A 22,762-nucleotide genomic window follows, 5' to 3' on the forward strand; every position below is an offset into this window, starting at 1 on the left:
ATGTGTTAAAAATAATTACACCCAACGGGTTATAATAGTATTTCAAAAGTACCTTTGATTATTATCATCAAAATGGACATTTTTTTTAAAAGCATGGATTAAATTACGATATTTGAAAAATAGTATCATCAAAATGAAGAATGCATCACAAAAGGAAAAAATAAAAGTTAAAGAAGGTTTTTTAGGCCAACGCATGATTGTGATTCCTAAAAACATACTTTCAAGCATTAAGAAGAATGCTCTTATATCCAGTTTATATTTTACTGATATTGGTGTTTTCCCAAATGCAAGTCATCACTCGATGAAACGAAAACACGGAAGTAAACAATACATCCTGATTTATTGTTATAAAGGCGAAGGCATTATTAGTAAAGAAAATAAAACGATAACACTCAAAGCCAATACCTTCTATATTATACCGCCGGAAGTGGCACATGATTATTATGCTTTAAAACAAAATCCGTGGAGTATTTACTGGATCCACTTTACCGGACCACAAGCCCCACATTTTTATGAAAAATTCATCACTGAATATCCAGAAACGGCTCCACAATTATCACTCGAAGAAAGACGTATCGAACTTTTTGAAAACATACTAGATATTATGGAAGACGGTTATAGTGCCAGTAATCTTGAATATGCCAATCTCTCTTTGTGGCAATTACTGAATGCTTTTTTATATGAACGATTTTTTATCAAAAAAAACAGGATATTTTCAGAGGATAATACTATAGAGTCTGCTATTGACTATATGAAAAAGCATCTTGATTTGTCTTTAAAAATCAATGATGTAGCAACTTATTTTAATTACTCTTCATCACACTTTTTTACATTGTTTAAGAAGCAAACAGGCTACTCTCCTATTCATTATTTCAACTATTTAAAAATGCAAAAAGCCTGTCAGTATCTAAGCTTTACCACTATGAGTATAAAGGAAATAAGCTTTGCACTGGGCTTTAATGATCCACTGTATTTTTCTCGTCTTTTCAAAAAAGTAATGAGTGCTTCGCCCATACAATATCGCACCGAATACAAGCAGTAACGCAATTGTTTTCGTATTTTAGTATATATGCCTAAAAAATCAGATTATAATCCATCTATTCAAAAAAAATATCCATAAATCAAAGGTTCCTATTCCGCTAATTTTACAAAAGCTATTAAAACCTTTTTATGAAAAACTATAATTATACCTTTTTACTATCAATTAGCCTTGTTGCAGCATTGGGTGGTCTACTCTTTGGATACGACTGGGTTGTAATAGGTGATGCAAAACCATTTTACGAAATTTATTTTGGCATTTCAGATTCTCCCGCTTTACAAGGCTGGGCAATGAGCAGCGCGCTTGTTGGCTGTGTTGCGGGTGCCGCCGTTGCAGGAAAACTGGCCGATACTTATGGCAGACGCCCTATGTTAATCGTTGCCGCAGTATTATTCTCTATATCTGCACTTGGTACAGGAGCGTCAGAAACTTTTACGATATTCATCATCTGGCGCATTATTGGAGGAATCGGAATTGGGATCGCATCGACTATTTCCCCTTTATATATTGCCGAAATCGCGCCGCAGGAAACACGAGGGCTTTTTGTATCAATCAACCAACTTACTGTGGTTATTGGTATTCTTGCCGCACAAATTACCAATATGGTGATTACAGAGGTTATTCCGGCAGGTTATTCTCATGCCGAAATTTTGGCTTCATGGAATGGGCAAATGGGCTGGAGATGGATGTTTTGGGCAGGATTTTTTCCGGCAGTTCTCTTCTTTATCCTAATGTTTTTAATTCCTGAAAGTCCTAGATATCTGGCTAAAAAAGGAAATCATTCTACTGCTGAAGAAACACTTACTAAAATCGGTGGATTGGTCTATGCCAAAGATGCCATTGTAAAAATAAAAGAAACCTTCTCACACGAAACCGAGAAAACCGATTTCAGAATGTTGCTGGACAAAAAAGCTTTACCCATTCTAACAATCGGGATTGTGTTGGCAGCCTTCCAGCAATGGTGCGGTATTAATATCATTTTCAATTATGCGCAGGAAATCTTCGTTTCGGCGGGTTATAGTATCAATGATTTGTTCATGAATATTGTCATTACCGGAAGTATCAATCTTATTTTTACTTTGGTTGCGATGGGAACTGTAGACAAAATTGGCCGTAAAAAACTAATGCTTTTTGGTTCCGGTGCACTTGCCGTAATTTATGCTTTATTAGGATATTTTTATTATACCAATGTTACCGGATTGCCTTTATTATTATTGGTATTATTAGCCATTGCAATCTATGCAATGTCCCTTGCTCCAATAACATGGGTGATTTTATCTGAAATTTTTCCTAACAGAATCAGAGGTGTTGCGATGTCTGTAGCCACATTTGCGCTCTGGATCGCCTCTGCATTATTGGTGCAAACATTCCCTATTTTTAACGAATACTTAGGTACATCAGGCACTTTCTGGTTGTACGGTATTATCTGCGCCTTAGGATTTGTGTTTGTATTCAAAAAACTTCCTGAAACCAAAAACAAAAGTCTTGAAGAGATTGAGGAACTAATGGTTGCTGATAAAAAATCAAAGAATATTCAATAATTTAAATTTCATTACATCATGCAAAAAGTAAATGTTTGGAAGGAAAAAATAATCCTGCCAACCTATGAGGTGGGTAAACCTGAAAAAAATCCTGTATTTATTGAGAAAAGAGTGTATCAGGGAAGTAACGGATCTGTATATCCTTATCCGGTTATTGAAAAAATCGCAGACGAAAAAGTCGACAAAGAATATCAGGCCGTTTATCTTGAAAATGAGTTTGTTAAAATAATGATCTTACCTGAACTTGGCGGACGCGTTCATATGGCATATGATAAAACTAAAGAACGCCATTTTGTGTATTACAATCAGGTTGTAAAACCGGCTTTGGTAGGTCTTACAGGTCCGTGGATTTCTGGCGGAATCGAATTTAACTGGCCACAACACCACAGACCAACCACTTTTGATCCCGTTGATTTTAACATAGAAGAACACGAAGACGGAAGCGCAACGGTTTGGTGCAGCGAAGTCGAGCGCATGTTCAGAACCAAAGGTATGGCAGGTTTCCGTTTATATCCTGATAAAGCGTATCTGGAAATTAAAGCACAATTGTATAACAGAACTTCGTTTCCTCAAACATTTTTATGGTGGGCAAATCCTGCTGTGAAGGTAAATGACGATTATCAATCGGTTTTTCCGCCGGATGTAAATGCTGTTTTTGATCATGGAAAACGTGATGTATCGTCTTTCCCTATTGCAAAAGGAACGTATTATAAAGTAGATTATTCTCCGGGAACTGATATTTCGCGTTATAAAAACATCCCTGTTCCAACATCGTATATGGCAATTGCGTCTAAATATAATTTTGTGGGCGGATACGAAAATGATTCAAAAGGCGGATTATTGCACGTAGCCAATCATCATGTTTCGCCCGGAAAAAAACAATGGACTTGGGGTCACGGAGATTTTGGTCGTGCGTGGGATCGTAACCTTACCGACGAAGATGGTCCTTATATCGAATTAATGTGTGGCGTTTACACCGATAATCAGCCTGATTTCTCGTGGATTATGCCGGGGGAACAAAAGGATTTTACGCAGTATTTTATGCCGTATCGTGATCTAGGTATCGTGAAAAATGCGACTAAAAATGCAATGGTAAATCTCGAAAGCATCGATAATAAATTAGTGATTAAAGCTTATACAACGGGTGTTTATCCAAATACAACGGTTACTTTAAAGAATAACGATACTATTTTATTTCAAAAACAATATGATGCTTCTCCGTACAATTCATTCGAAGAAACTATTAATTTTGATACTACATCTTTAGAAGGATTATCGATTTCTGTAACCGATGGTGATAATAAAGTTTTGGTAGACTGGACGTACGAAGGACCAAATGAAGACAAAATCCCGGAAGCTGCAAAACCTGCCCTTGCTCCTGAAGATATCGAAAACAACGAACAATTGTTCCTGACCGCACAGCATCTTGAACAATACAGACACGCCACTTATAGTCCGATTCCCTATTACGAAGAAGCTATTAGACGTGATGCCGGAGATATTCGTTCGAATAATGCGATGGGGTTATGGTTGATGCGAAGAGCGAAGTTTGAAGAAGCCGAGCCTTATTTTAGAGCTGCTATAAAAACGCTCACCCAAAGAAACCCAAATCCGTATGAAGGCGAAGCTTATTTTAATTTAGGATTATGTCTTAAATATCAGAATAAAAATAAAGAAGCATACGACGCTTTCTACAAATCAACGTGGAATGCGGCCTGGCAAAATCAGGGTTATTTCTATGTTGCACAACTGGATGCATTAAATGGCGATTATGAATTGGCATTAACGCATATCAAAAAGGCAATTTCTAAAAATACCGAAGATCACAAAGCGTTACATTTGCAAGTTGCATTCCTTAGAAAATTAGGACAACAGGAAAAAGCTTTAAAACTGGCGAATACTTATCTTGAAAATGATTGTTTCAACTTCGGATTGCTTTATGAGAAATATCTTTTAAGCAATGACAAAAAAGAGTTGGATTATTTCAATTCATTGATCAGAAATAACATTCATACGTATATAGAATATGCCTTAGATTATGCTTTGGCTGGTTTATATAATCAAGCTATTGGTTTATTGAGTGAAGGTCTTAAGGACGAAGAAACCTACCCTATGGCGTGGTATTACGCAGGTTCTTTTTATGAAAAATTAAATGATTTAGGTCAAGCCGAAAAATGCTTCAAAATGGCGTCTCAGGCAAAACCAGATTACTGTTTCCCAAATCAGATTGAAGCTGCTTTATTACTTCAAAATGTAATTCAGAAACAAACCAATGACGCAAAAGCATTGTATTATTTAGGAAACTTTTGGTATGCTTCAAAATTTTATGATGATGCTATATCCTGTTGGGAACAATCTGTCGCTATCGATGATACTTTCCCAACTGTACATCGTAATTTGGCTTTGGCGTATTACAATAAATTAAACAATCCGGAAAAAGCACTCTCCAGTTTAGAAAAAGCATTTTCATTGGATTTACAAGATTCGAGAATTCTAATGGAATTGGATCAATTGTACAAACGTTTGAATAGAGATTTGGTTTTCAGACTGGCTTTCTTAGAAAAACATTTAGAATTGGTGATTCAGCGTGATGATGTTTACTTAGAAAGAGTGTCTTTGTACAACCTTTTAGGTAAACACGATAAAGCGCTAACCTTATTACAAAACCGAATTTTTCACCCGTGGGAAGGCGGTGAAGGAAAAGTAAGCGGGCAATATCTTACGAGTTTAACAGAAATTGCCAAACAACAAATCTCAGAAGGAAATTACGATAACGCAATCGAAAATCTGGAACAAGCTCAATTTTATCCTGATAATTTAGGCGAAGGAAAATTACCCGGAGCGCAGGAAAATGACATTCATTATTGGCTGGGTGTTGCTTTCGAAAAGAAAAACAACTTAGAACAAGCGAATAGTTGGTGGCATAAAGCAACTCAGGGATTAGACAAACCAACGGCTGCTATTTTCTATAACGATCAGCAACCGGATAAAATTTTCTATCAGGGATTGGCTTTCTTAAAATTAAACCAACAATCTGAAGCTGATAAACGTTTTGAGAAGTTAGTCGCTTACGCAAAAAAACATCTGAACGATCATGTTACCATCGATTATTTTGCTGTATCGCTTCCGGATCTTATGATTTGGGAAGATGATCTAGACAAACGTAATAAAATTCACTGTTTGTATATGCAGGGATTAGGACTTCTGGGTCTGGATAAAAAAGCAGAAGCTGAGGAAATTTTTGAAAGTGTTTTATCTGAAGAAAAAAGTCATTCAGGCGTTACGATTCATTTGTCTTTATTGAAGAATGAGGAATCAGTTTCTGTTTAAGTTAGTAGTTTAAATATGTAGTCCTGACAGGTTTTGAAAACTTTGGTTCTTCAGTAACAAAAAAAGGTTTGATGATTAATTTCATCAAACCTTTTTGTTTTTTTTATCATAATCTTGTCATCCTGAGAATTGAATATAGCACGCGGATCGCACTGATTCGCTTCACGAAAACGCGGATAAAAACGGATTTTTTTATTTTGCTCACAATGGATAAACACAATCTTCATCCTGAGGAACGAAGGATCACAATAGAAGATCGACAAAGATTCGCTCTATTTTTTGTGGAGTTTCTTGTGTGATCTCTCCTCTGTCGAGATGACAAGATTGTGTTAGCTTCTTGCGGAAGCAATTCAAATATTATACCTAACAGGTTTTAAAACAATAAAACTGACACAATCTTGTCATCTTGCGGAACGAAGGATCACACTATAAGATCGACAAAGATTGGCTCTTTTAGTTGCGGAGTTTCTTGTGTGATCTCTCCTCTGTCGAGATGACAAGATCATGTTAGCTTCTTGCGGAGGCAATTCAAGTATTAGACCTAGCAGGTTTTATACTAATACAATTTCCGCAATCTTGTCATCCTGAGGAACGAAGGATCACACCAGCAGATCGACAAAGATCAGCTCTTTTAGTTGTGGAGTTTCTTGTGTGATCTCTCCTCTGTCGAGATGACAAGATTGCTTTCTAATAATAAAATTAAAATCTGCGAAAACCCGTTCAATCCGCATAATCCGTGGGCAATTTTATAATTTTAAATCTAATTAACTGGTCTATCCTCTAATTTACTTCCCCTTTTTTTATTTGGTTTTGATCCCATAATAAATTCTAAAACTCCACCATTATCAATATCTGATTGATGAATAAAAGTTTTGGTATAGGTTTTACCATTCAATTTGGCACTTTGGATATAAATATTTTTATCAGAAACATTTTTTGCGATAACTTTAAATGTCTTTCCTCCTTTTAACTCAATAGAAGCTTCTTTAACTATTGGTGATCCAATAACATAAACACTACTCGCAGGATTAACAGGATAAAAACCAATAGCACTAAAGACATACCAAGCCGAAAGTTCTCCGCAATCATCATTACCGGAATAACCGGACGAAGTTGTGTTGTACATTTTCTTCAAAATCTCTGCGACATATTGCTGGGTTTTCCAAGGCTGACCTGCGTAATTATATAAATACGCAATATGATGACTTGGTTCGTTCCCGTGAGCATATTGTCCAATAAATCCTGAAGCATTGTCATTTACTTCTTCGGGTTTGTCTTCTAATGTAAAAAAAGCATCTAGTTTTTTGGTAAAAAGATGATCTCCTCCTACTAAATTTACTAATGCTTTTACGTCTTGTGGAACATACCAAAAGTATTGCCAACCATTTCCTTCTGTAAACGGATATCCTCCATTTGCGCCATATTTCAATGGATCGAAAGGACCAATCCAATTGCCTTTGTCATCTTTGGCCCTAAAGAAACCTATTTCCTTGTCATATAGATTTCTATAGAATTGAGAACGTTTTGTAAAATGATTGTAATCCTCCATTTTACCTAACTTCTTCGCTAATTCAGCCACACACCAATCGTCGTAAGCCATTTCAAGCGTCAATGAAACCGACTGTGATTTTAAGTTCTCAGGAATGTATCCGTACTTTTCCCAAATACCAAACGGAGATCCGGGATGTTCACGAGTTGCAGAATTTTTAACGGCTTCGAATGCCAAATCTAAATCAATGCCAGGTAAATTTTTCAGCACAGCATCAACCACGACCGGAATAGCATGATTGCCTATCATACAGTAATTTTCCTGTCCCCATAATTGCCATATTGGGAAATAACCAAAGACTTTGTAGTATTCCAACATACTATTTACAAAATCAATAGAACGTTCCGGCTGCAAAATGGTGTACAAAGGGTGCGCACCACGGTACGTATCCCACAAAGAGAATGTTGAATAATAGGGTTTTGATGATTTTCTGGTTGTAAAATCAGCTGATGGATAATCTCCGCTTACATCTGATAAAGTATTGGGCTGAATAAAAGTGTGATACAAAGCCGTATAAAAAATTTGTTTTTGTTCTGCTGTACCTTCAATTTTTATTTTACTGAGTTCTTTTTCCCAAACAGCATCAGCAGTATTTACAGTTCCATCAAAATCCCAGGCAGGAATTTCAGATTGTACATTCAGACGTGCATTTTCGATACTAGTTGCCGAGATACCCACTTTTACCAAAACTTCTTGTTGTTTTGAAGTATCAAAATCCAGTATCGCACGAATGGCATTCCCATTGACTATTCTGGGATTATCATAAACATTTCCGCCATCCGTAACATGATTACGAATTATAGGTTGTGAAAATTCGGCATGAAAAAACACCTTTCTCATTGGCGCCCAACCCGTAATAATGCGATAACCTTCGACCGTATGATCATTAGGAAATGACAATTGCGATGCAATAATGCGCGTATTCCAATCGGACTTTTTCATCGAATGATCCAGATCAATCACGATATGAGCTTCTTTGTTTTTTGGAAAACTGTATTTATGAAAACCTGCGTGTGTCGTTGCCGTAAGCTCGGCTTTTATCTGATAATCTAAAAGTTCGACACTGTAATAACCCGGTTTTGCAGTTTCTTTTTCATGAGAAAATTTAGATTGATACGCATTTTGTCCTGCTTCTTCTTTTACTATTGTACCACTAAAAGGCATTAACATCACGTCGAATAATTCAGCTACACCAGTTCCGCTTAAATGAGTGTGGCTGAAACCTGCAATCGTATTATCATTATAATTATAACCGCTTGCAACGCTCCAATCTGGTGTGTTACGGGTATCAGGACTCAATTGTACCATTCCAAACGGAACTGTTGCTCCGGGATAATTATTTCCTGAAAGTGGTGATCCATGAGCTGCTCCTGTACCTATAAACGGGTTTACGTGCGAGGTTATTTTTTCTGTGGTTTGCGCTCCCAGAACTATCGAACATAATAATGTTCCAAAGAGTATTATTTTAGTAAAATTCATGATTTAAGATGGGAATTTATGAAACATAATTTCATTTTTGCAATGTCATTAAATTAAGGAAATATCTATCCCTAAACTTTGGGACTTTGCCAAATAAATCTCGCGCAAAGTCGCAGAGTCGCAAAGAAAAATGTGTGTAAACTTGACGGCTTTACGGCTTGGCGCGATTTTTTTTAATCTTAATTGTCTAAAAAGTGTATTTTATAATTTTGTAGAAGTAACTTCTTTCATTTCTCCATTCACCTTCACTTTTACTTTTGTAGGTATAGGAGATAAAACTTCATACTTTGTTACTTTACCTTTTTCCCATTTGATGTTTATCGTAAAGTTTCCTTCGGCTTTTAGTCCTTTTACTTCACCTTCGTTTAACCAAGCATCCGGCATTGCAGGTAATAATTCAATAAACCCTGCATGACTTTGAATCAGCATTTCGCCAATTCCTGCTGCTGCTCCAAAATTACCATCAATTTGAAATGGTGGTCCTGCAGAAAGTAAATTAGGATATACACCTCCGCCTGGTCCGTAATTAATATTGGTATCGTGTGTTTGCCTAAGTATTGTCTTTAATAATTTGTAAGCTCTGTTTCCATCTTTTAAACGAGCCCAAAACAGCATTTTGTATGCAATTGACCAACTTGTTCCATCATCTCCTCTTACTTCAAGTGTTTTTTTAATTGCGTCAACCAATTCTGGTTTGTTTTCAGGAGTAATCAAAGATCCTGGGTATAAACCATATAAATGAGAAATATGACGGTGTTGAGGATCTTCTTCTTTATAATCTTTCAACCATTCCATAATTCTTCCGTCAGGACTAACAACTCCCGGGGGCGGTAATAATTTTAATTGTTTGTCTAGTTCAAGACTCAAATCATTATCTAAACCAAGTTTTTTAGAGGCGATTATCACGTTATTAAACAATTCGCGAATAATCTGATTGTCGATTGTAGGTCCCATACAAACATGAGATGCATCTCCGTTTGGTAACAAAAATGAGTTCTCCGGTGATACAGATGGCGATGTTACTAACCAGCCCGTTTCAGGATCTTTTACTAACATATTTTTATAAAATTGTGCAGCTCCTTTCAAAATAGGATAAATTTCAGCCAAATATGGCTGATCATTGGTGTACAAATAATGGCTCCACAAATTGTTGCACAACCAGCCTGAACCCGATTTTGTGATTCCCCATGAAGCACTTTCTCCCGGTTCTGTAAAACCCCAAACGTTTGTAATAACATGTGCTACCCAACCATCAGCATTGTAATAAGCTTTTGCTGTTTTTTCTCCATTTGGTACAAGATCTTTAGTCAAATCTTTTAATGGAAGATTCAATTCTGATAAATTGGCTGTTTCCAATGCCCAGTGATTCATCTGAACATTTACGTCTAAATGATAATCTGCGTTCCATGGCGTTTGTACATCTTTCGCCCATAATCCCTGCAAATTTGGAGGCAACAATCCTAGTCTAGTGCTGCTAATACTTAAATAACGTCCGTATTGATAAAATAAAACCGGAAGTCCCGTGTCTGAATCTGGCTGTTTTATAAAAGTATCTAAACGCTCATTTGTAGGCAATGTGTTTTTTGCCGTTTTTCCGATGTTCAGCACCACACGATTGAACAGCTTTTGATAATTTTCAATATGTTTTTTCTTCTGATCGGCATACTTTTTCTGCATTGCTGCATCCAGAATTTTATCTACAGATGATTCGAAGTTTTTATCTTTATAATCTGTTCCGGCAGAGATAAACAATATTACTTCGGTTGCGTTTTTTATTTCAATTGCGTTATTGGTATAGGATGCATTTCCATCAATTAGCTGCGATTTTATCTTAGCTTTATATTTCATTCCTTTTCCGTCAGTTCCGTTGTTTAACTGTCCTGTCATTACAAGAGAATTATCGGTACCGTTTACGGTTTTAAAACGCTCCGGACGGTCTAATTGAACAGTGAAATTCAATTTTCCTTTTTTGCTTGCTGTCAATCTTACAAAACCTGCATCATCTCCAAATCCTGTAAAATATTCACGTTTATACGTTACGCCGTCAATCGTAAACTGAGTTCCGGCAACTGCGGTTTGAATATCCAGATTCCTGCTGTAATTTACCGGTTTTGATTGGGTTTTGTAATCAAATTTCAGTGTCATATTTCCCAAAACCTGATATGCTCCAAATGGTACATCAGCTCCATTTCCGCTTCCTGAACCAGCTCCTGTGCATATAAAATGCTCATCGATCAGTTTTTGGGCTTCTTTGTTTTTATTGGCTAATAACAATTCTCTGATCTGAGGTAAAAAAGAATAGGCTTTATAATTGTTGGCATCTTGCGAAGATCCGCTCCACAAGGTAATTTCGTTCAGAACTAATTTTTCGGTTGTAACCCCGCCATCAGGCATGATACCTAGACGTCCATTTCCTAGTGGCAATGTTTCTTCCCATTGTGAGGCGGGTTTGTTGTACCACAATTCTAACGGATTGGTTTGCGAATAGCCTAAGAGAGGCAATAGTATAAAAAGCAGTGTTTTTAATTTTCTGATATTCATAATTGTCGTTTTTTATTGTTTTTATGCATCCTGTAAGGTTTTCAAAACCTTGTAGGTTTAAAATTATGTTCTTAAGTCTTCATAATCATACCTAACAGGTTTTGGAAACCTGTTAGGATACAAATCTTATTATTTATTGTATGGAATTGCTTTTATAACTGGTTTTTCACCATTTTTCAAAAGTGTTTCATCAAATTCTACAGTTACTTCTTTGCTTTCTCCTTTTAGTAAAGTAAAATAACTATCGCTTATAATTGCCGGCAAAATCTGGGCTTCGGTTTTATCATTCAATACTTGTATGTGAACTCCAAAAGCAATCCCTGACGGACTTGAAACTTTTGATTTTATAACATATTTCCCATTTTGTTTTACCACTTTATTTGAAACATTTACGTTTGCTTTTGGGAGTTTATTCAAATCCGTAAAATTTTTCATGTTGATTCCTCTCCAATAAAAGTTTTCACTCACTAATTTGTTTTGGGCGTCTTTTAATTTTAATCTGATAAAATGTACCGGACTCAAATCTGATGTGTTGGCATCAGCACCAAAAACCTTGAAATCATACAGTGAATATCCCCAGCCTGAACCGCGTTTTATACCTAACATTCTAACATAACGTGCTTTTACTTCATCAAAAGAAATGGTTTCCAGTCCTTGCTTTCCTTCTTTTATCACACTTGCATCTATCCAGTTTTTAGCGTCTGTGCTTACCTGAATTTTATATTCTTTCCCATATGCATTTTCCCAATTCAAAACTACTCGATTTACGGTGTATTCATTTTCAAGATCTACGTAAACCCATTCGTCATCTGTTGCTTTACTTGCCCAGCGGCTATTAGAATCTCCGTCTGTAATGTCTCTCGTATTTCCTCCATCTGTCGAAGAAGCTGTCGTATTTTTCTGAAAAGCAAGATTTTTTTGATTTGAATAAAACGGAATCACAAAACTTTCTGTCGCAGTATTCGAATACGAATCTACAATCGCATTTTGTTTGAATTTTGATACCGGTTTTCCATCCATATTATAAACTTCGGCCTCAGCTTTTAAATTCTTGAAATCAGTTCCTGTTGTATTGATTACTTTAACCGAATTATTTACCGAATTCCATTGAATGTGCATGGGCTCACAAGCTGATTTTACGCCCCAATACGCTCCTGTCAAGTCGTAATAATAATCATACGTCTGCCAAACCATACTAGGGTATGAAGACTGACTCATCCAGATCATAATCCCTGAAGCATCCTCCCACATATGATCCAACCAGCCTTCGTACATGGCTTTGTTGGTTTCGATATTTAGTAATTGGGCTTTTGAGGTATATTCTTCGAGATTATTTGGTTTTCCGTAACGTTCATTGATACTTTTATCATAATTATCCGGCGAAGCATTAAAGGCTTTTTCTCCAAAGAAATGTTTGTCCCACATCTCGTTTCTTGGCCACCAGTCTTTTTCAGGAATAAATTTCTTAAAACTTTCGATGTTTGGAAAAACGGCTGTACCAATTTCGGTTCTTAAACCCCAACTTGGTCCATCTCCCGTGCCCACGTAAGCTGCAGGATATTTTGTAAAATAAAACCTCGGATCTTTATTCCCCCAAAGTCCGCTACCGCTTAGGTTTCCTGTGTTGGAACAAGGCTGGTAATAACGATCATCATTATCAAAAGTTTTGATATTTTCAGCGATCCAGCCGTTAAGCGGAGGCTGTGGCAAACCTTCGTTATTACCACACCAAACTGCTATACTGGCGTGATTTCTAACACGTTTTATTTTCTCAATAACATTGCTGTTAAAAACGTGAATATCTAAGGGTAAGTTAGGATTTGCATTGAGCCAAAAATCATCCCAAACCATAATACCGTATTTATCGCAAGCCTGGTAAAATTCATCATCTGTAGTAGAACCTAACCAGTTACGGATGATATTATAATTCATTTCTTTATGGAGCTTCACTTTAAGATCGTATTCATCTCCTCTGCAACGAAGCATATATTCGCTCATTCCCCAGTTTCCTCCTTTAAGAAAAACGCGTTTTCCGTTGATCGAAACATGCAAAACGCCGCCTTCCGTATCGTAAGTGTATTTTTTGATTCCGAAGGTTATTTTTTGAGCATCTGAAACGACATCGCCTATTTTAAAAGTAAACTGACAGGTATATAAATTAGGATCTCCGTAGCCATTTGGCCACCATAATTTAGGGTTCTGAATCGAAAGTTCAGGAAACTGTTCTTTGCTTAAATTTATACTGGTAATCCCATTAGCCTCTAAATTGATTTTTTTAGAAAAAGTAATGTTTCCCGGCATTATAACGCCTGTTAGGACTCCTTCCTGATTTTGTGCAGATGAGTTTTTAAGATCTACTTTTACTTCCAAATCGGCACGTGCGTTTGAAGGCAGATTAGTATGAATCCAAGGATCTGCAATGGTTATTTTGTTTGTATTAGTAAGATAAACATCATCTGTAATTCCTGAATTTAATCCCGGTACATAAGGCATCCAATCCCAGCCTGCGCTTGAAATATAAGTTGGACTTCCGTAATTATTCAAAGGTGTTTTTGGAATACTTACCAAAACTGCCAATACGTTTTTTTCTTTGCGATGTATCAATTTGGTAATATCAAATTTCCCACGTTGCATCATGCCGCTTAAAGTCGCCAGCTTTTTTCCGTTAAGGTAAATATCTCCTTCACGATTGATTCCTTCAAAATTAAGCCAGATAATATCTTTCGTAAAATTTTCAGGAATGCTAAATTCCGTGCGATACCAAAAACTGCGATCGTATTTTGCTTTATCAACCTGATAGATATTATCTCCAAAGTTGGGATCTTTCTCTAATCCGCTTACTACATATGAATTAAAAATTGTACCGGGAACAACAGCATTTACCCAATTTGTAGCTGCATAATTTGATGTAAGCATTTTAAGACTGTCCTGCCCTACTTCTACTTGTGGTTTGACTTTCCAAACAATATCAGTAGAGTTTAGACTCACTTTGTTTTGAGCATAAATACTAAATGATAAAATAGTAAAAACCAATAAAAATATATAAATCTGAATAGTGTTAAACTTCATATTGTTACTTGCTTGGTTTACGAATTGTAAACATTAAAAAATGAATGCCATTTTGGAATAAGTTTTTTCTAACAGAAAACTCCCTAAGTACTGTTATTACCTAAATCCAAAATGGCATTACAAATCAAAACTGTGACTAACCAAAATCACAAGACCAAAAAATAAAAAATTACATTAAAACTGTCTTAATTGATATTAATAACCTGGATTCTGATCAGCATCGCTTATGTCATCGTTTAGCTGAATCTCTACCAAAGGAATTGGATATCTATTGTGGAATTCTGCAATGGTACCGCTTTCAGCAGTCCATTTGTTGCGTGCTTTTACGTACTGTACCAATTTTCCGGAACGAATAAGATCCATTCTTCTCCACCCTTCAAAAGCTAATTCGCGCATACGCTCATCAAGCATCTGCTCTTTAAATTGTTCTTTCGAAAGTCCGCTCCACTCCATTCCTGCAGGTAATGATCCTCCAAAACCACGTTTACGAACCTGATTTACAAATCCTTCTGCGTCAGGAGTATTTCCTAATTCATTCAAACACTCTGCATAGCAAAGCAATACATCTGAATAACGGATGTAAGGTTTATTTTTACCTGAATTCCAGAACGATTGTTTCCCATCGATACGAATATCCTCATACTTTTTTATGTGTGGATCTAGTTCATCTCCTCCAAAACCTGACGGAATTGTTGGTACAATACCTTTATAAGTAAAATCATAACGGATACTGGCATCTTTACGCTTATCACCAGATTCCCAAATTCCGCCGCTCGTTTTATCATTATAACAATACTTTGTAGGCAACAACAAATCGTATCCTCCAAAATAAGCGTACTGATCTATGTTTGCTAATGCTCTGGATCCTGTTTGCCATTGTATTTGGTTGTTATCCGGATAATCATTGGTAAACTGAAACTCATAAAGTGATTCTGAAGAATTAGCGTGATCTGGGCTAAAAACATCCGCATAAGTTGCTAACAGATTATATTTACCGGAATTTATAACCTTAGCAAATGCTTCTTTAGCCAGGGTATAATCGTGTGCACCAGATGCTTCAGGAGCATATAAGTATACTTTACCCAATAGTGCCTGTGCCAGATATTTTACAGGAAAAGATGGATTTTTTTGTGTAAGAGGTAAGTTTTCTTCAGCTACCTTAAGGTCATTTATAATAAAGGCATAGACATCTTTCAAAGGTTGTCTTCCGTGACCTAATTCTTTGCTATGTGTTTCATCAAGAATTGGGATTTCTCCCCAATACTGTGTTAACTCAAACATTATGGTAGCTCTAATAAAACTAGCTTCTCCTAATAATATTTTTCTTTTTTCAATATCAGCTTCTGTATTCTTGTTTAATGCAAATATGGCTTTTGCAGCAGTACTTACCACCGGCCAACGAGAATCCCATTGTTCTGCCAATGCGGTATTCTCTTTAGAAAGAAACCCATTATAATAATCTAATCCTGCTTGCCCGGGAGTAGTCATTACCTGAAGTGCACCTTGTTGTGTTTCATCTGTTCCTAATTGAAACATCAAGCCTCCCCTGTCTTTTTGTATATTTCTCCATGAGATATACATTCCTAAAACAATTGGGTCTATATTTTTTAATGTCGAAAAAGCCTGTTCTTCTGTAAGAGAAGTATTTGGATCCTGCTCTAAAAAATCTGAACAGGAAGCAAAAAGCATTACGAATGCCATTGCTGTTAAAATTTTTATTTTCATAATTGTATTTTTAATTATTGCCAAAACAATTGTTATAATGAAACATTCAAGCCTAAAACAAACATTCTTGAATTAGGATATGCATCTCCACCTTCCGGATCGTAACCTTTGTATTTTGTGATCGTAAATAAATTAGATCCTGTAACATACAGACGTAGATTTTGAAGATATACTTTTTCTAAAAACAGACTTGGTAAATTATAAGATAATGTAAGTGCATTCAAACGTAAGAAAGATGAATTCTGGATGGCCAGTGATGTTTCGTAAGTATTGAATCTTCCGCCACCATAATACGCTCTTGGCACATTTGTATTTGTATTTTCCGGTGTCCAACGATCTAAAAGATCTGTATGAGCAGCGCTCATTCCGCCTGAATTCATATAACTTTCGTAAGCTGAACTGATTTTTTTTCCTCCATAAGAGTAAGCAAATACAGCATTCAATCCAAAACCTCTGTAAGTAAAATCAGTTGCAAATCCTCCGTAAAAATCAGGATCTGTATTTCCTACTACATAGCGGTCATTATCATCGATTTTACCATCTTTGTTTCTGTCAACAGGAACAAGATCCCCAGGTTTAACTGTTCTTCCTCCAAAATCAATTTTACTGATTTCAGCCATATCAGCTGTTTGAGCAATTTTATCAAACTGATAAACGTAAATAGAATTGATTGATTTACCCACAAATAAATTTCCTTCTCTTTGAATTTCGACACCAGTCCAACCGCCCTTTTTGTAAATTACATCTGCTCCGCCATATAATTTTGTAATTTTATTTTTAGCAGATGAAATATTTCCTGAAACATCCCAACTCAAATCATTTTGTTTTAAGATTTTATAAGTGGCACCAAATTCAATTCCTTTATTTACCATTGTACCAACATTATCTATCATATTCTTGAATCCGGTAACGGTTGATAATGTTCTTTCCATTAATAAATTATCATTTGTTGTATTAAAATAATCTACAGTTATAGACAATCTATTATTCGCCGAGGCAAAGTCTAAACCTAAATCAAATTGCTTTTGTTTTTCCCACTGTAAATCAGGATTTCCCAAACGACCATCTGATCTTAATATTGCTGTTCCATTAGTATATTGTGGTCTGTATTGACTCACATATGCATAATTAGGAATGTTTTGGTTACCTGCAATACCGTAACTTGCACGAAGTTTTAATAATTTGATAGCTTCTACAGATTGTAAAAATTCTTTAGCAACATCCCAGCCTAAAGCCACAGAAGGGAAAGTTCCCCACTTATTGTTACCTCCAAAACGAGAAGAACCATCTAAACGTGTTGTAACGGTTGCGAAATATTTTTTATCGTAAGAATAATTTAATCTTCCTGTATATGACATTAATGTTGTCGTTATAAAATCAGATTTAAGTGTGAAATTATTTTTTTGCGAAGCACCATCCAAATACATATAAGTAAAATCATCAGATGCAAATCCTCTTGCAGTAACTTCAGAGTTGTTATTTGTGTTTTTTTGAATTGAGAAAGCTCCAAGCGCATTTAAATCATGTTTACCAATTGTTTTATTATAGGTTACCGTATTGTCCCATTGGTAGTTTAACTCACTATATCTATAGTGATTTGCTTCTCCGCTTGCAGAATTTCTTATCGATTGTCCTGTATCTGATGGATAATATTTAAAGTTAGCCTGATCAAGAACATCTACAGAAAAAGTAGTCCTGAAATTTAATCCTTCAGCTGCTTTAATATTTACGTAATTACTTGACATCAAGCGGTTCTTTGTACTATTATCATCTATAGTTAAACTTCTTATAGGATTGTAAGCATCTGAATTTAAAGCATCTCCGTATTTCAAATACGTTGCATTAAGATCAATTGGCAATAAAGGATTCGCTCCTAAAGCATTAGGAAAAGCACTATCATTAATGTAAGTAGCTTTGCTATTTGAAAAAGTAGTATTTGTACCTACCTGCAACCATGTTTTTACATCTTGTGTCAGGTTGATTTTACCATTATATCTTTTAAAGGAAGAATTTTTAAGTAAACCATCCTGATCAGCATAACTGAAACTCATAAAGTAGGAACCTTTGTCTCCGCCTCCAGAAAATGAAAGATTATAATTCGTCTGTACACCTGTACGCTTGATCTCATCTAACCAATTATAACTTTTACCATTTCTATAAGAGTCTAATTCATAAGGAGCAAATACCTTAGAACCGTCAGATTTAATTTGGTTGATATAAGCAGCACGATCTCCTGTTGGGTTCTGATCCATGTATTGATTCGCAAAAGCGTCAACTCTAAGATCAAATAATTGCTGACCGTTCATCAATGGTAACATTTTACTAAACTCAGACAATCCAACCCAGGTATCAAAGTTTACTTTACCTTCTCCTTTTGTTCCTTTTTTGGTCGTAATTACAACAACTCCGTTTGCTCCTCTGGCTCCGTAAATAGCTGTAGAAGATGCATCCTTTAAAATATCAACGTTAGCAATATCATTCGGGTTGATCGATTCGAATCCACCTTCTATAATAAGACCATCGACTACAAATATTGGCTTTGTACCATATTGTATCGAGTTATTTCCTCTAATTTTAATATCACCACTATCTCCGGGTTTACCACTTTGTGTTACATAAACCCCAGCCGCACGTCCTTGCAATGCCTGTACAACGTTGGCCGTTGGTGTTTCAGTCAATTTATCGCCCGAAACATTTCCCACAGCACCCGTAAGATCGCTACGTTTTACCTTTGCACCTACAATAACAATTTCATTTAGTTCCTGTGAGCTTGGTTTTAATGCAACATTTACAACTGCATTATTGGCAGAAACACTTTGTGAATTGAATCCAATAAAACTAAATTCTAAAGAAGATCCTGATTTAACATTTGTAATTTTGTAACTTCCGTCAATATCAGTTACGGTTGAGTTTTGTGTGCCTTTTACAAGTACTGTGGCACCGGGCAGTGGTAAATTTTCATTATCTGTAACTTTACCGGTGATGGTTTGGGAATAAAGTGTACCGGCGGACATCATAACTACTAAGAAGCATAAGTATCTTATTGCAATTCTCATAATGATTTGGTTTTTAGTTAATAAAATCTTTTGTTTGGTTTTTTGAATATTGAGCATTTAAAATATGAGAAAACGAATTGACTTATACTATACTATACTACAACATTACAAACATACAAATATTTTCATAACATCCAAATTTATGTTTTAGGAAATTGATATTTTTTTCGAGTTTTTTTTTCGGCTTTAGTATAAATTTTAAACTTTAAAAAGAAAAAAATAAATAAACCAAGGAATAAATAGAGAAATCTCAGGCATAAATAAGCACCATCTCTTATAAAAAAGTGATAATGAAGATTATCTCGTAATTCAAAACTTACAAATTACATTTTGCACAATGTTAAACAAAACACAAAAAAAACAGCGATAAAAGCCTCAAAACCATTCTTAATAATCTGACAAAGAGACTAATTTGTGAATTTTAGCACATAATTTTTAATGTATTTAACACTTTATAATACGCTACAATATCTTTCTGTTACCAAAAAATTAAACTTTTATCTTATAAAAGACAATATTTAGGAACGCTGCCATACCTATGCATCCCAGAAATAAGAGAGATTATTTATCGCCGAAGAATTTTATGCTGTTAAACCCGACAGGTTTTAAAACCCTGTCGGGTTTGTATTGAACACAAAAAAAGACGCAAAAGCATCTCTACAAGAAAACCTTTATCGCCGAAGATTTTTACGCTCTTAAACCCGACAGGTTTTAAAATCCTGTTGGGGTTGTACCGAACAAAAAAAGACGTACAAAAAACTGTACGTCTCTACAAGAAAACCTTTTGTTCCTTTATCCCTTTGCTCCTCTGATCCTTTCCTAAGCTATTCCCCATTTCGAAAACAAAACGAATATACTTATCATACCTATCAACAATGCGCCAAAATACCAGTAACGGTTTTTCCATGGAGACAGTTTAACAGATTCAAGTTTGATTTCGGTATAATGATAATTAGGATAAAACTTAGAAACTGCCAACATACATATTGTAGTGAAAACAAATAATATTGCGAGCATATGCAAATAATGCAACTGAATATTCAATATATAATTAAAGATGATGTAACTAAATATAAAAAATATCATTCCGATTTTAGCGGCTTGCGGCGGGACTTTTTTCGAAACAAAACCAACCAGAATAATAGTAAAAATTGGCAGACAAAACATTCCGCCAAGCTGTTGCAGATAAGTATAAAAACCTGCTTTACTAAACATTATAAAAGGCGCCGAAAACATGGCCAAAGCAGAAACAATGATCTCGAATTTACGTCCTGTATATACCAAATGTTTCTCTGTAACTTCTTTGTTTCTTTTCTCTAACCAGGGTTTATAAAGGTTAAGGACAAAAAGTGTACTACTACTGTTCAATCCTGCATTAAAAGTACTAATTGCTGCTCCTAAAACAACGGCAGCAGTTAATCCAATCATAATAGCCGGCAATGTATCTTTTACAACCAAAGGAAAAACCTCAGCAGTGTTTTCAAGATTTTTATAAAGGTGAACGCCTATCAATCCGGGAATATTAATAATAAAAGGACAAAGCAATTTGCCTAGACAAGCTAATCCCATGCCTTTTTGACTGTGTGATAAACTTTTTGCCGAAAGCGCTTGCTGAACGATAAACTGTTCCATTCCCCAATAATAAAGGTTCATTATAAACATACCTGTAAAAATGGTACTCAAAGGAATTTCATCATGAGCGCCTCCAATAGCATTTAAGTGCTCTGTATTTTGAGAAAGCAAAATATGGAATCCTTTTGACCAATCGCCATTGCCTAAAAATTTAAATCCGAAGTATGGAAAAGCAATTCCAATCGTCAATAATCCAACACTTAAAATAGTATCACTTATAGAGATCGCCCTTAATCCTCCCAGAACTGAATATGCACATCCTGTCAGGCCAATAACCCAAACCATAATCCAGATATTTTGCCAATAGGTTAATTGCAAAGGCAGTAAAAAATTGAACATTCCGGTAAGAGCAACTGCACCACCATATAAAACGGCTGGCAATAAATTTACTATATAACTGCACAGGAATACAATTGACACCAGTTTTTTGGTCGAATTATCGTAACGTTTTCCCAGATAATCGGGAATTGTCATGGCTCCGGTACGAAAATAAATAGGCAAAAAGAACTCCGCCACAAGCAACATCGCAAACACAGAGCTTACGCCCCATGCTATAACGCTCATATTGTTGGTGTATATGGATTCGTTTTCGCCTATAAATTGATTTGCACTAATATTACTTAATAATAGTGCTCCTCCTACTATAAAAAAATTGTTATTATGATCTGCAAAAAAAAGCCCGTTCGTGGTTTGTACTTTTTTTGTGCGTGTTTTTAAAGCTGAAAATAAGGCTATAAAACCGGTAATTAGTAAAAAACTAACAATGGACAATACACTCATAAACTACAACGAATTTCTATCAACTAAAATGGTTGGAATAATCTCCTGAATTTTTTTACGGTTCAGAACAAAATTAGCTGCTTTTTTTCCCATTTCAGAGAAATCAGTTGAGAATGTGGTAACGCCATCAAAGATGATTTCTTTTACGATATCATCATTGTGGGATATAAAACCAATATCTGAACCTATTTTGAGTCCTTTTATTTTGGAGTCTTTGAGCATTTCCCAAAGCTCGAGATTGTGAATCGTAAAATATACTTTTCCTTTCTCCAGAGAACCGGACACATACTCTTCTTTTATAACACCTTTGATATCATAATCCTTCATGAATCTTTTAAACGAATTTAAGATTTCATCAGGCTCTGCAGACGATGGTTTGAAAAAGAAAATGATTTCGTCGTACTTTTTAATTTTATCTTTAAGCTGCACAAAAGCATTGTAAGACGAATCTCCAAACTCTTGTGCAACATAATTGTAATCTTCATCTGTTTCTATAAAACGGTCTACCAGTAATACTCTGTTGGTAGGCAATTGTTTTAAAACAGCCGGCGTTTTTTTACTCGGAATTGGAGCAATAACAAACATTCCGTATTTTCCTTTTATATTCTGAACAATACTTTCGAACGTATCAAAATTATTATGGTGAAAAAAGATATCCAACTGAATATTTTTTCCAAGACCTTTTCTGAAATTCTCATAAAACGTTTCCTGAAAAATATCAAATGCAAATATCAGCAATGCGACTTTTAATTCTTGTTTCACATCATTGGTAGCAACAAAATACCCTAATCGGTTTTTAGATTCGATTATGCCTCTATGAACAAGTTCTTTATAAGCCTTCGCAATGGTTTCTCTCGCAAACCCCAACTCGTTTATAAAAGTATTTACAGACGGAAGTAAATCTCCTTTGGTTACTACTTTTTCATCAATAGAATTAATTATTCCCTGAACCAATTGTTCATGTTTAGAGAAGGAATTTATAGATTCAAGATTTTTTATCTGCTGAATAATTTGCTTCATA

10 protein-coding genes are annotated in these 22,762 nt (G+C 35.5%); 3 read left to right on the top strand and 7 right to left on the bottom strand.

Annotated elements, in window-relative coordinates:
* Positions 1-112 precede the first annotated feature (112 nt).
* The 3 genes from ACQKCJ_RS20260 (at position 113) to ACQKCJ_RS20270 (ending at position 5,910) form a co-directional block, all read left to right on the top strand.
* Entirely contained in the window at positions 113-1,042 is a 930-nt protein-coding gene (locus ACQKCJ_RS20260; protein WP_271337128.1) for an AraC family transcriptional regulator, read from the top strand.
* A gap of 128 nt (positions 1,043-1,170) precedes the next feature.
* Positions 1,171-2,580: a sugar porter family MFS transporter gene (locus ACQKCJ_RS20265; RefSeq protein WP_427402813.1), complete on the top strand. Its 1,410-nt coding sequence runs from the start codon at positions 1,171-1,173 to the stop codon at positions 2,578-2,580.
* 18 nt (positions 2,581-2,598) lie between these two features.
* The gene (locus ACQKCJ_RS20270; protein ID WP_427402814.1) at positions 2,599-5,910 is read left to right on the top strand and encodes a DUF5107 domain-containing protein; all 3,312 of its coding nucleotides are present in this window, start codon (positions 2,599-2,601) and stop codon (positions 5,908-5,910) included.
* Positions 5,911-6,670: 760 nt separating this feature from the next.
* On the opposite strand, the gene ACQKCJ_RS20275 is transcribed toward ACQKCJ_RS20270, so the two are convergent.
* The 7 genes from ACQKCJ_RS20275 to ACQKCJ_RS20305 all read right to left on the bottom strand — a co-directional run bounded on the left by ACQKCJ_RS20275 (position 6,671) and on the right by ACQKCJ_RS20305 (position 22,761).
* The gene (locus tag ACQKCJ_RS20275) at positions 6,671-8,938 is read right to left on the bottom strand and encodes a GH92 family glycosyl hydrolase (protein WP_427402815.1); all 2,268 of its coding nucleotides are present in this window, start codon (positions 8,936-8,938) and stop codon (positions 6,671-6,673) included.
* Between the two features lie 201 nt (positions 8,939-9,139).
* Entirely contained in the window at positions 9,140-11,479 is a 2,340-nt protein-coding gene (locus ACQKCJ_RS20280; protein WP_427402816.1) for a glycoside hydrolase family 95 protein, read from the bottom strand.
* 129 nt (positions 11,480-11,608) lie between these two features.
* Positions 11,609-14,548 (bottom strand): discoidin domain-containing protein, encoded by a 2,940-nt coding sequence (locus ACQKCJ_RS20285; RefSeq protein ID WP_427402817.1) that lies wholly within the window; start codon positions 14,546-14,548, stop codon positions 11,609-11,611.
* 195 nt (positions 14,549-14,743) lie between these two features.
* Positions 14,744-16,273, bottom strand: a complete 1,530-nt coding sequence (locus ACQKCJ_RS20290) for a RagB/SusD family nutrient uptake outer membrane protein (RefSeq protein ID WP_427402818.1) — start codon at positions 16,271-16,273, stop codon at positions 14,744-14,746.
* Positions 16,274-16,305: 32 nt separating this feature from the next.
* Positions 16,306-19,329 (bottom strand): SusC/RagA family TonB-linked outer membrane protein, encoded by a 3,024-nt coding sequence (locus ACQKCJ_RS20295; RefSeq protein ID WP_427402819.1) that lies wholly within the window; start codon positions 19,327-19,329, stop codon positions 16,306-16,308.
* An 819-nt stretch (positions 19,330-20,148) separates the two neighbouring features.
* Complete coding sequence (locus tag ACQKCJ_RS20300; protein ID WP_271337136.1) at positions 20,149-21,741, bottom strand: solute:sodium symporter family transporter; 1,593 nt, start codon at positions 21,739-21,741, stop codon at positions 20,149-20,151.
* Between the two features lie 3 nt (positions 21,742-21,744).
* Positions 21,745-22,761 carry a GntR family transcriptional regulator gene (locus tag ACQKCJ_RS20305; RefSeq protein ID WP_271337137.1) on the bottom strand — a complete coding sequence of 339 codons (1,017 nt, stop codon included), beginning with the start codon at positions 22,759-22,761 and terminating at the stop codon, positions 21,745-21,747.
* Position 22,762 lies beyond the last annotated feature (1 nt).

It is taken from the genome of Flavobacterium sp. NPDC079362, assembly GCF_050267765.1.
GTDB classification, from domain to species: Bacteria; Bacteroidota; Bacteroidia; order Flavobacteriales; family Flavobacteriaceae; genus Flavobacterium; species Flavobacterium azizsancarii.

Excerpts from the sequence above, each read along its gene's own strand:
- ACQKCJ_RS20280 (WP_427402816.1), bottom strand. The coding sequence starts at position 11,479 with ATGAATATCAGAAAATTAAAAACACTGCTTTTTATACTATTGCCTCTC.
- ACQKCJ_RS20265 (WP_427402813.1), top strand. The coding sequence starts at position 1,171 with ATGAAAAACTATAATTATACCTTTTTACTATCAATTAGCCTTGTTGCA.
- ACQKCJ_RS20275 (WP_427402815.1), bottom strand. The coding sequence starts at position 8,938 with ATGAATTTTACTAAAATAATACTCTTTGGAACATTATTATGTTCGATA.
- ACQKCJ_RS20300 (WP_271337136.1), bottom strand. The coding sequence starts at position 21,741 with ATGAGTGTATTGTCCATTGTTAGTTTTTTACTAATTACCGGTTTTATA.
- ACQKCJ_RS20270 (WP_427402814.1), top strand. The coding sequence starts at position 2,599 with ATGCAAAAAGTAAATGTTTGGAAGGAAAAAATAATCCTGCCAACCTAT.
- ACQKCJ_RS20285 (WP_427402817.1), bottom strand. The coding sequence starts at position 14,548 with ATGAAGTTTAACACTATTCAGATTTATATATTTTTATTGGTTTTTACT.
- ACQKCJ_RS20290 (WP_427402818.1), bottom strand. The coding sequence starts at position 16,273 with ATGAAAATAAAAATTTTAACAGCAATGGCATTCGTAATGCTTTTTGCT.
- ACQKCJ_RS20305 (WP_271337137.1), bottom strand. The coding sequence starts at position 22,761 with ATGAAGCAAATTATTCAGCAGATAAAAAATCTTGAATCTATAAATTCC.
- ACQKCJ_RS20295 (WP_427402819.1), bottom strand. The coding sequence starts at position 19,329 with ATGAGAATTGCAATAAGATACTTATGCTTCTTAGTAGTTATGATGTCC.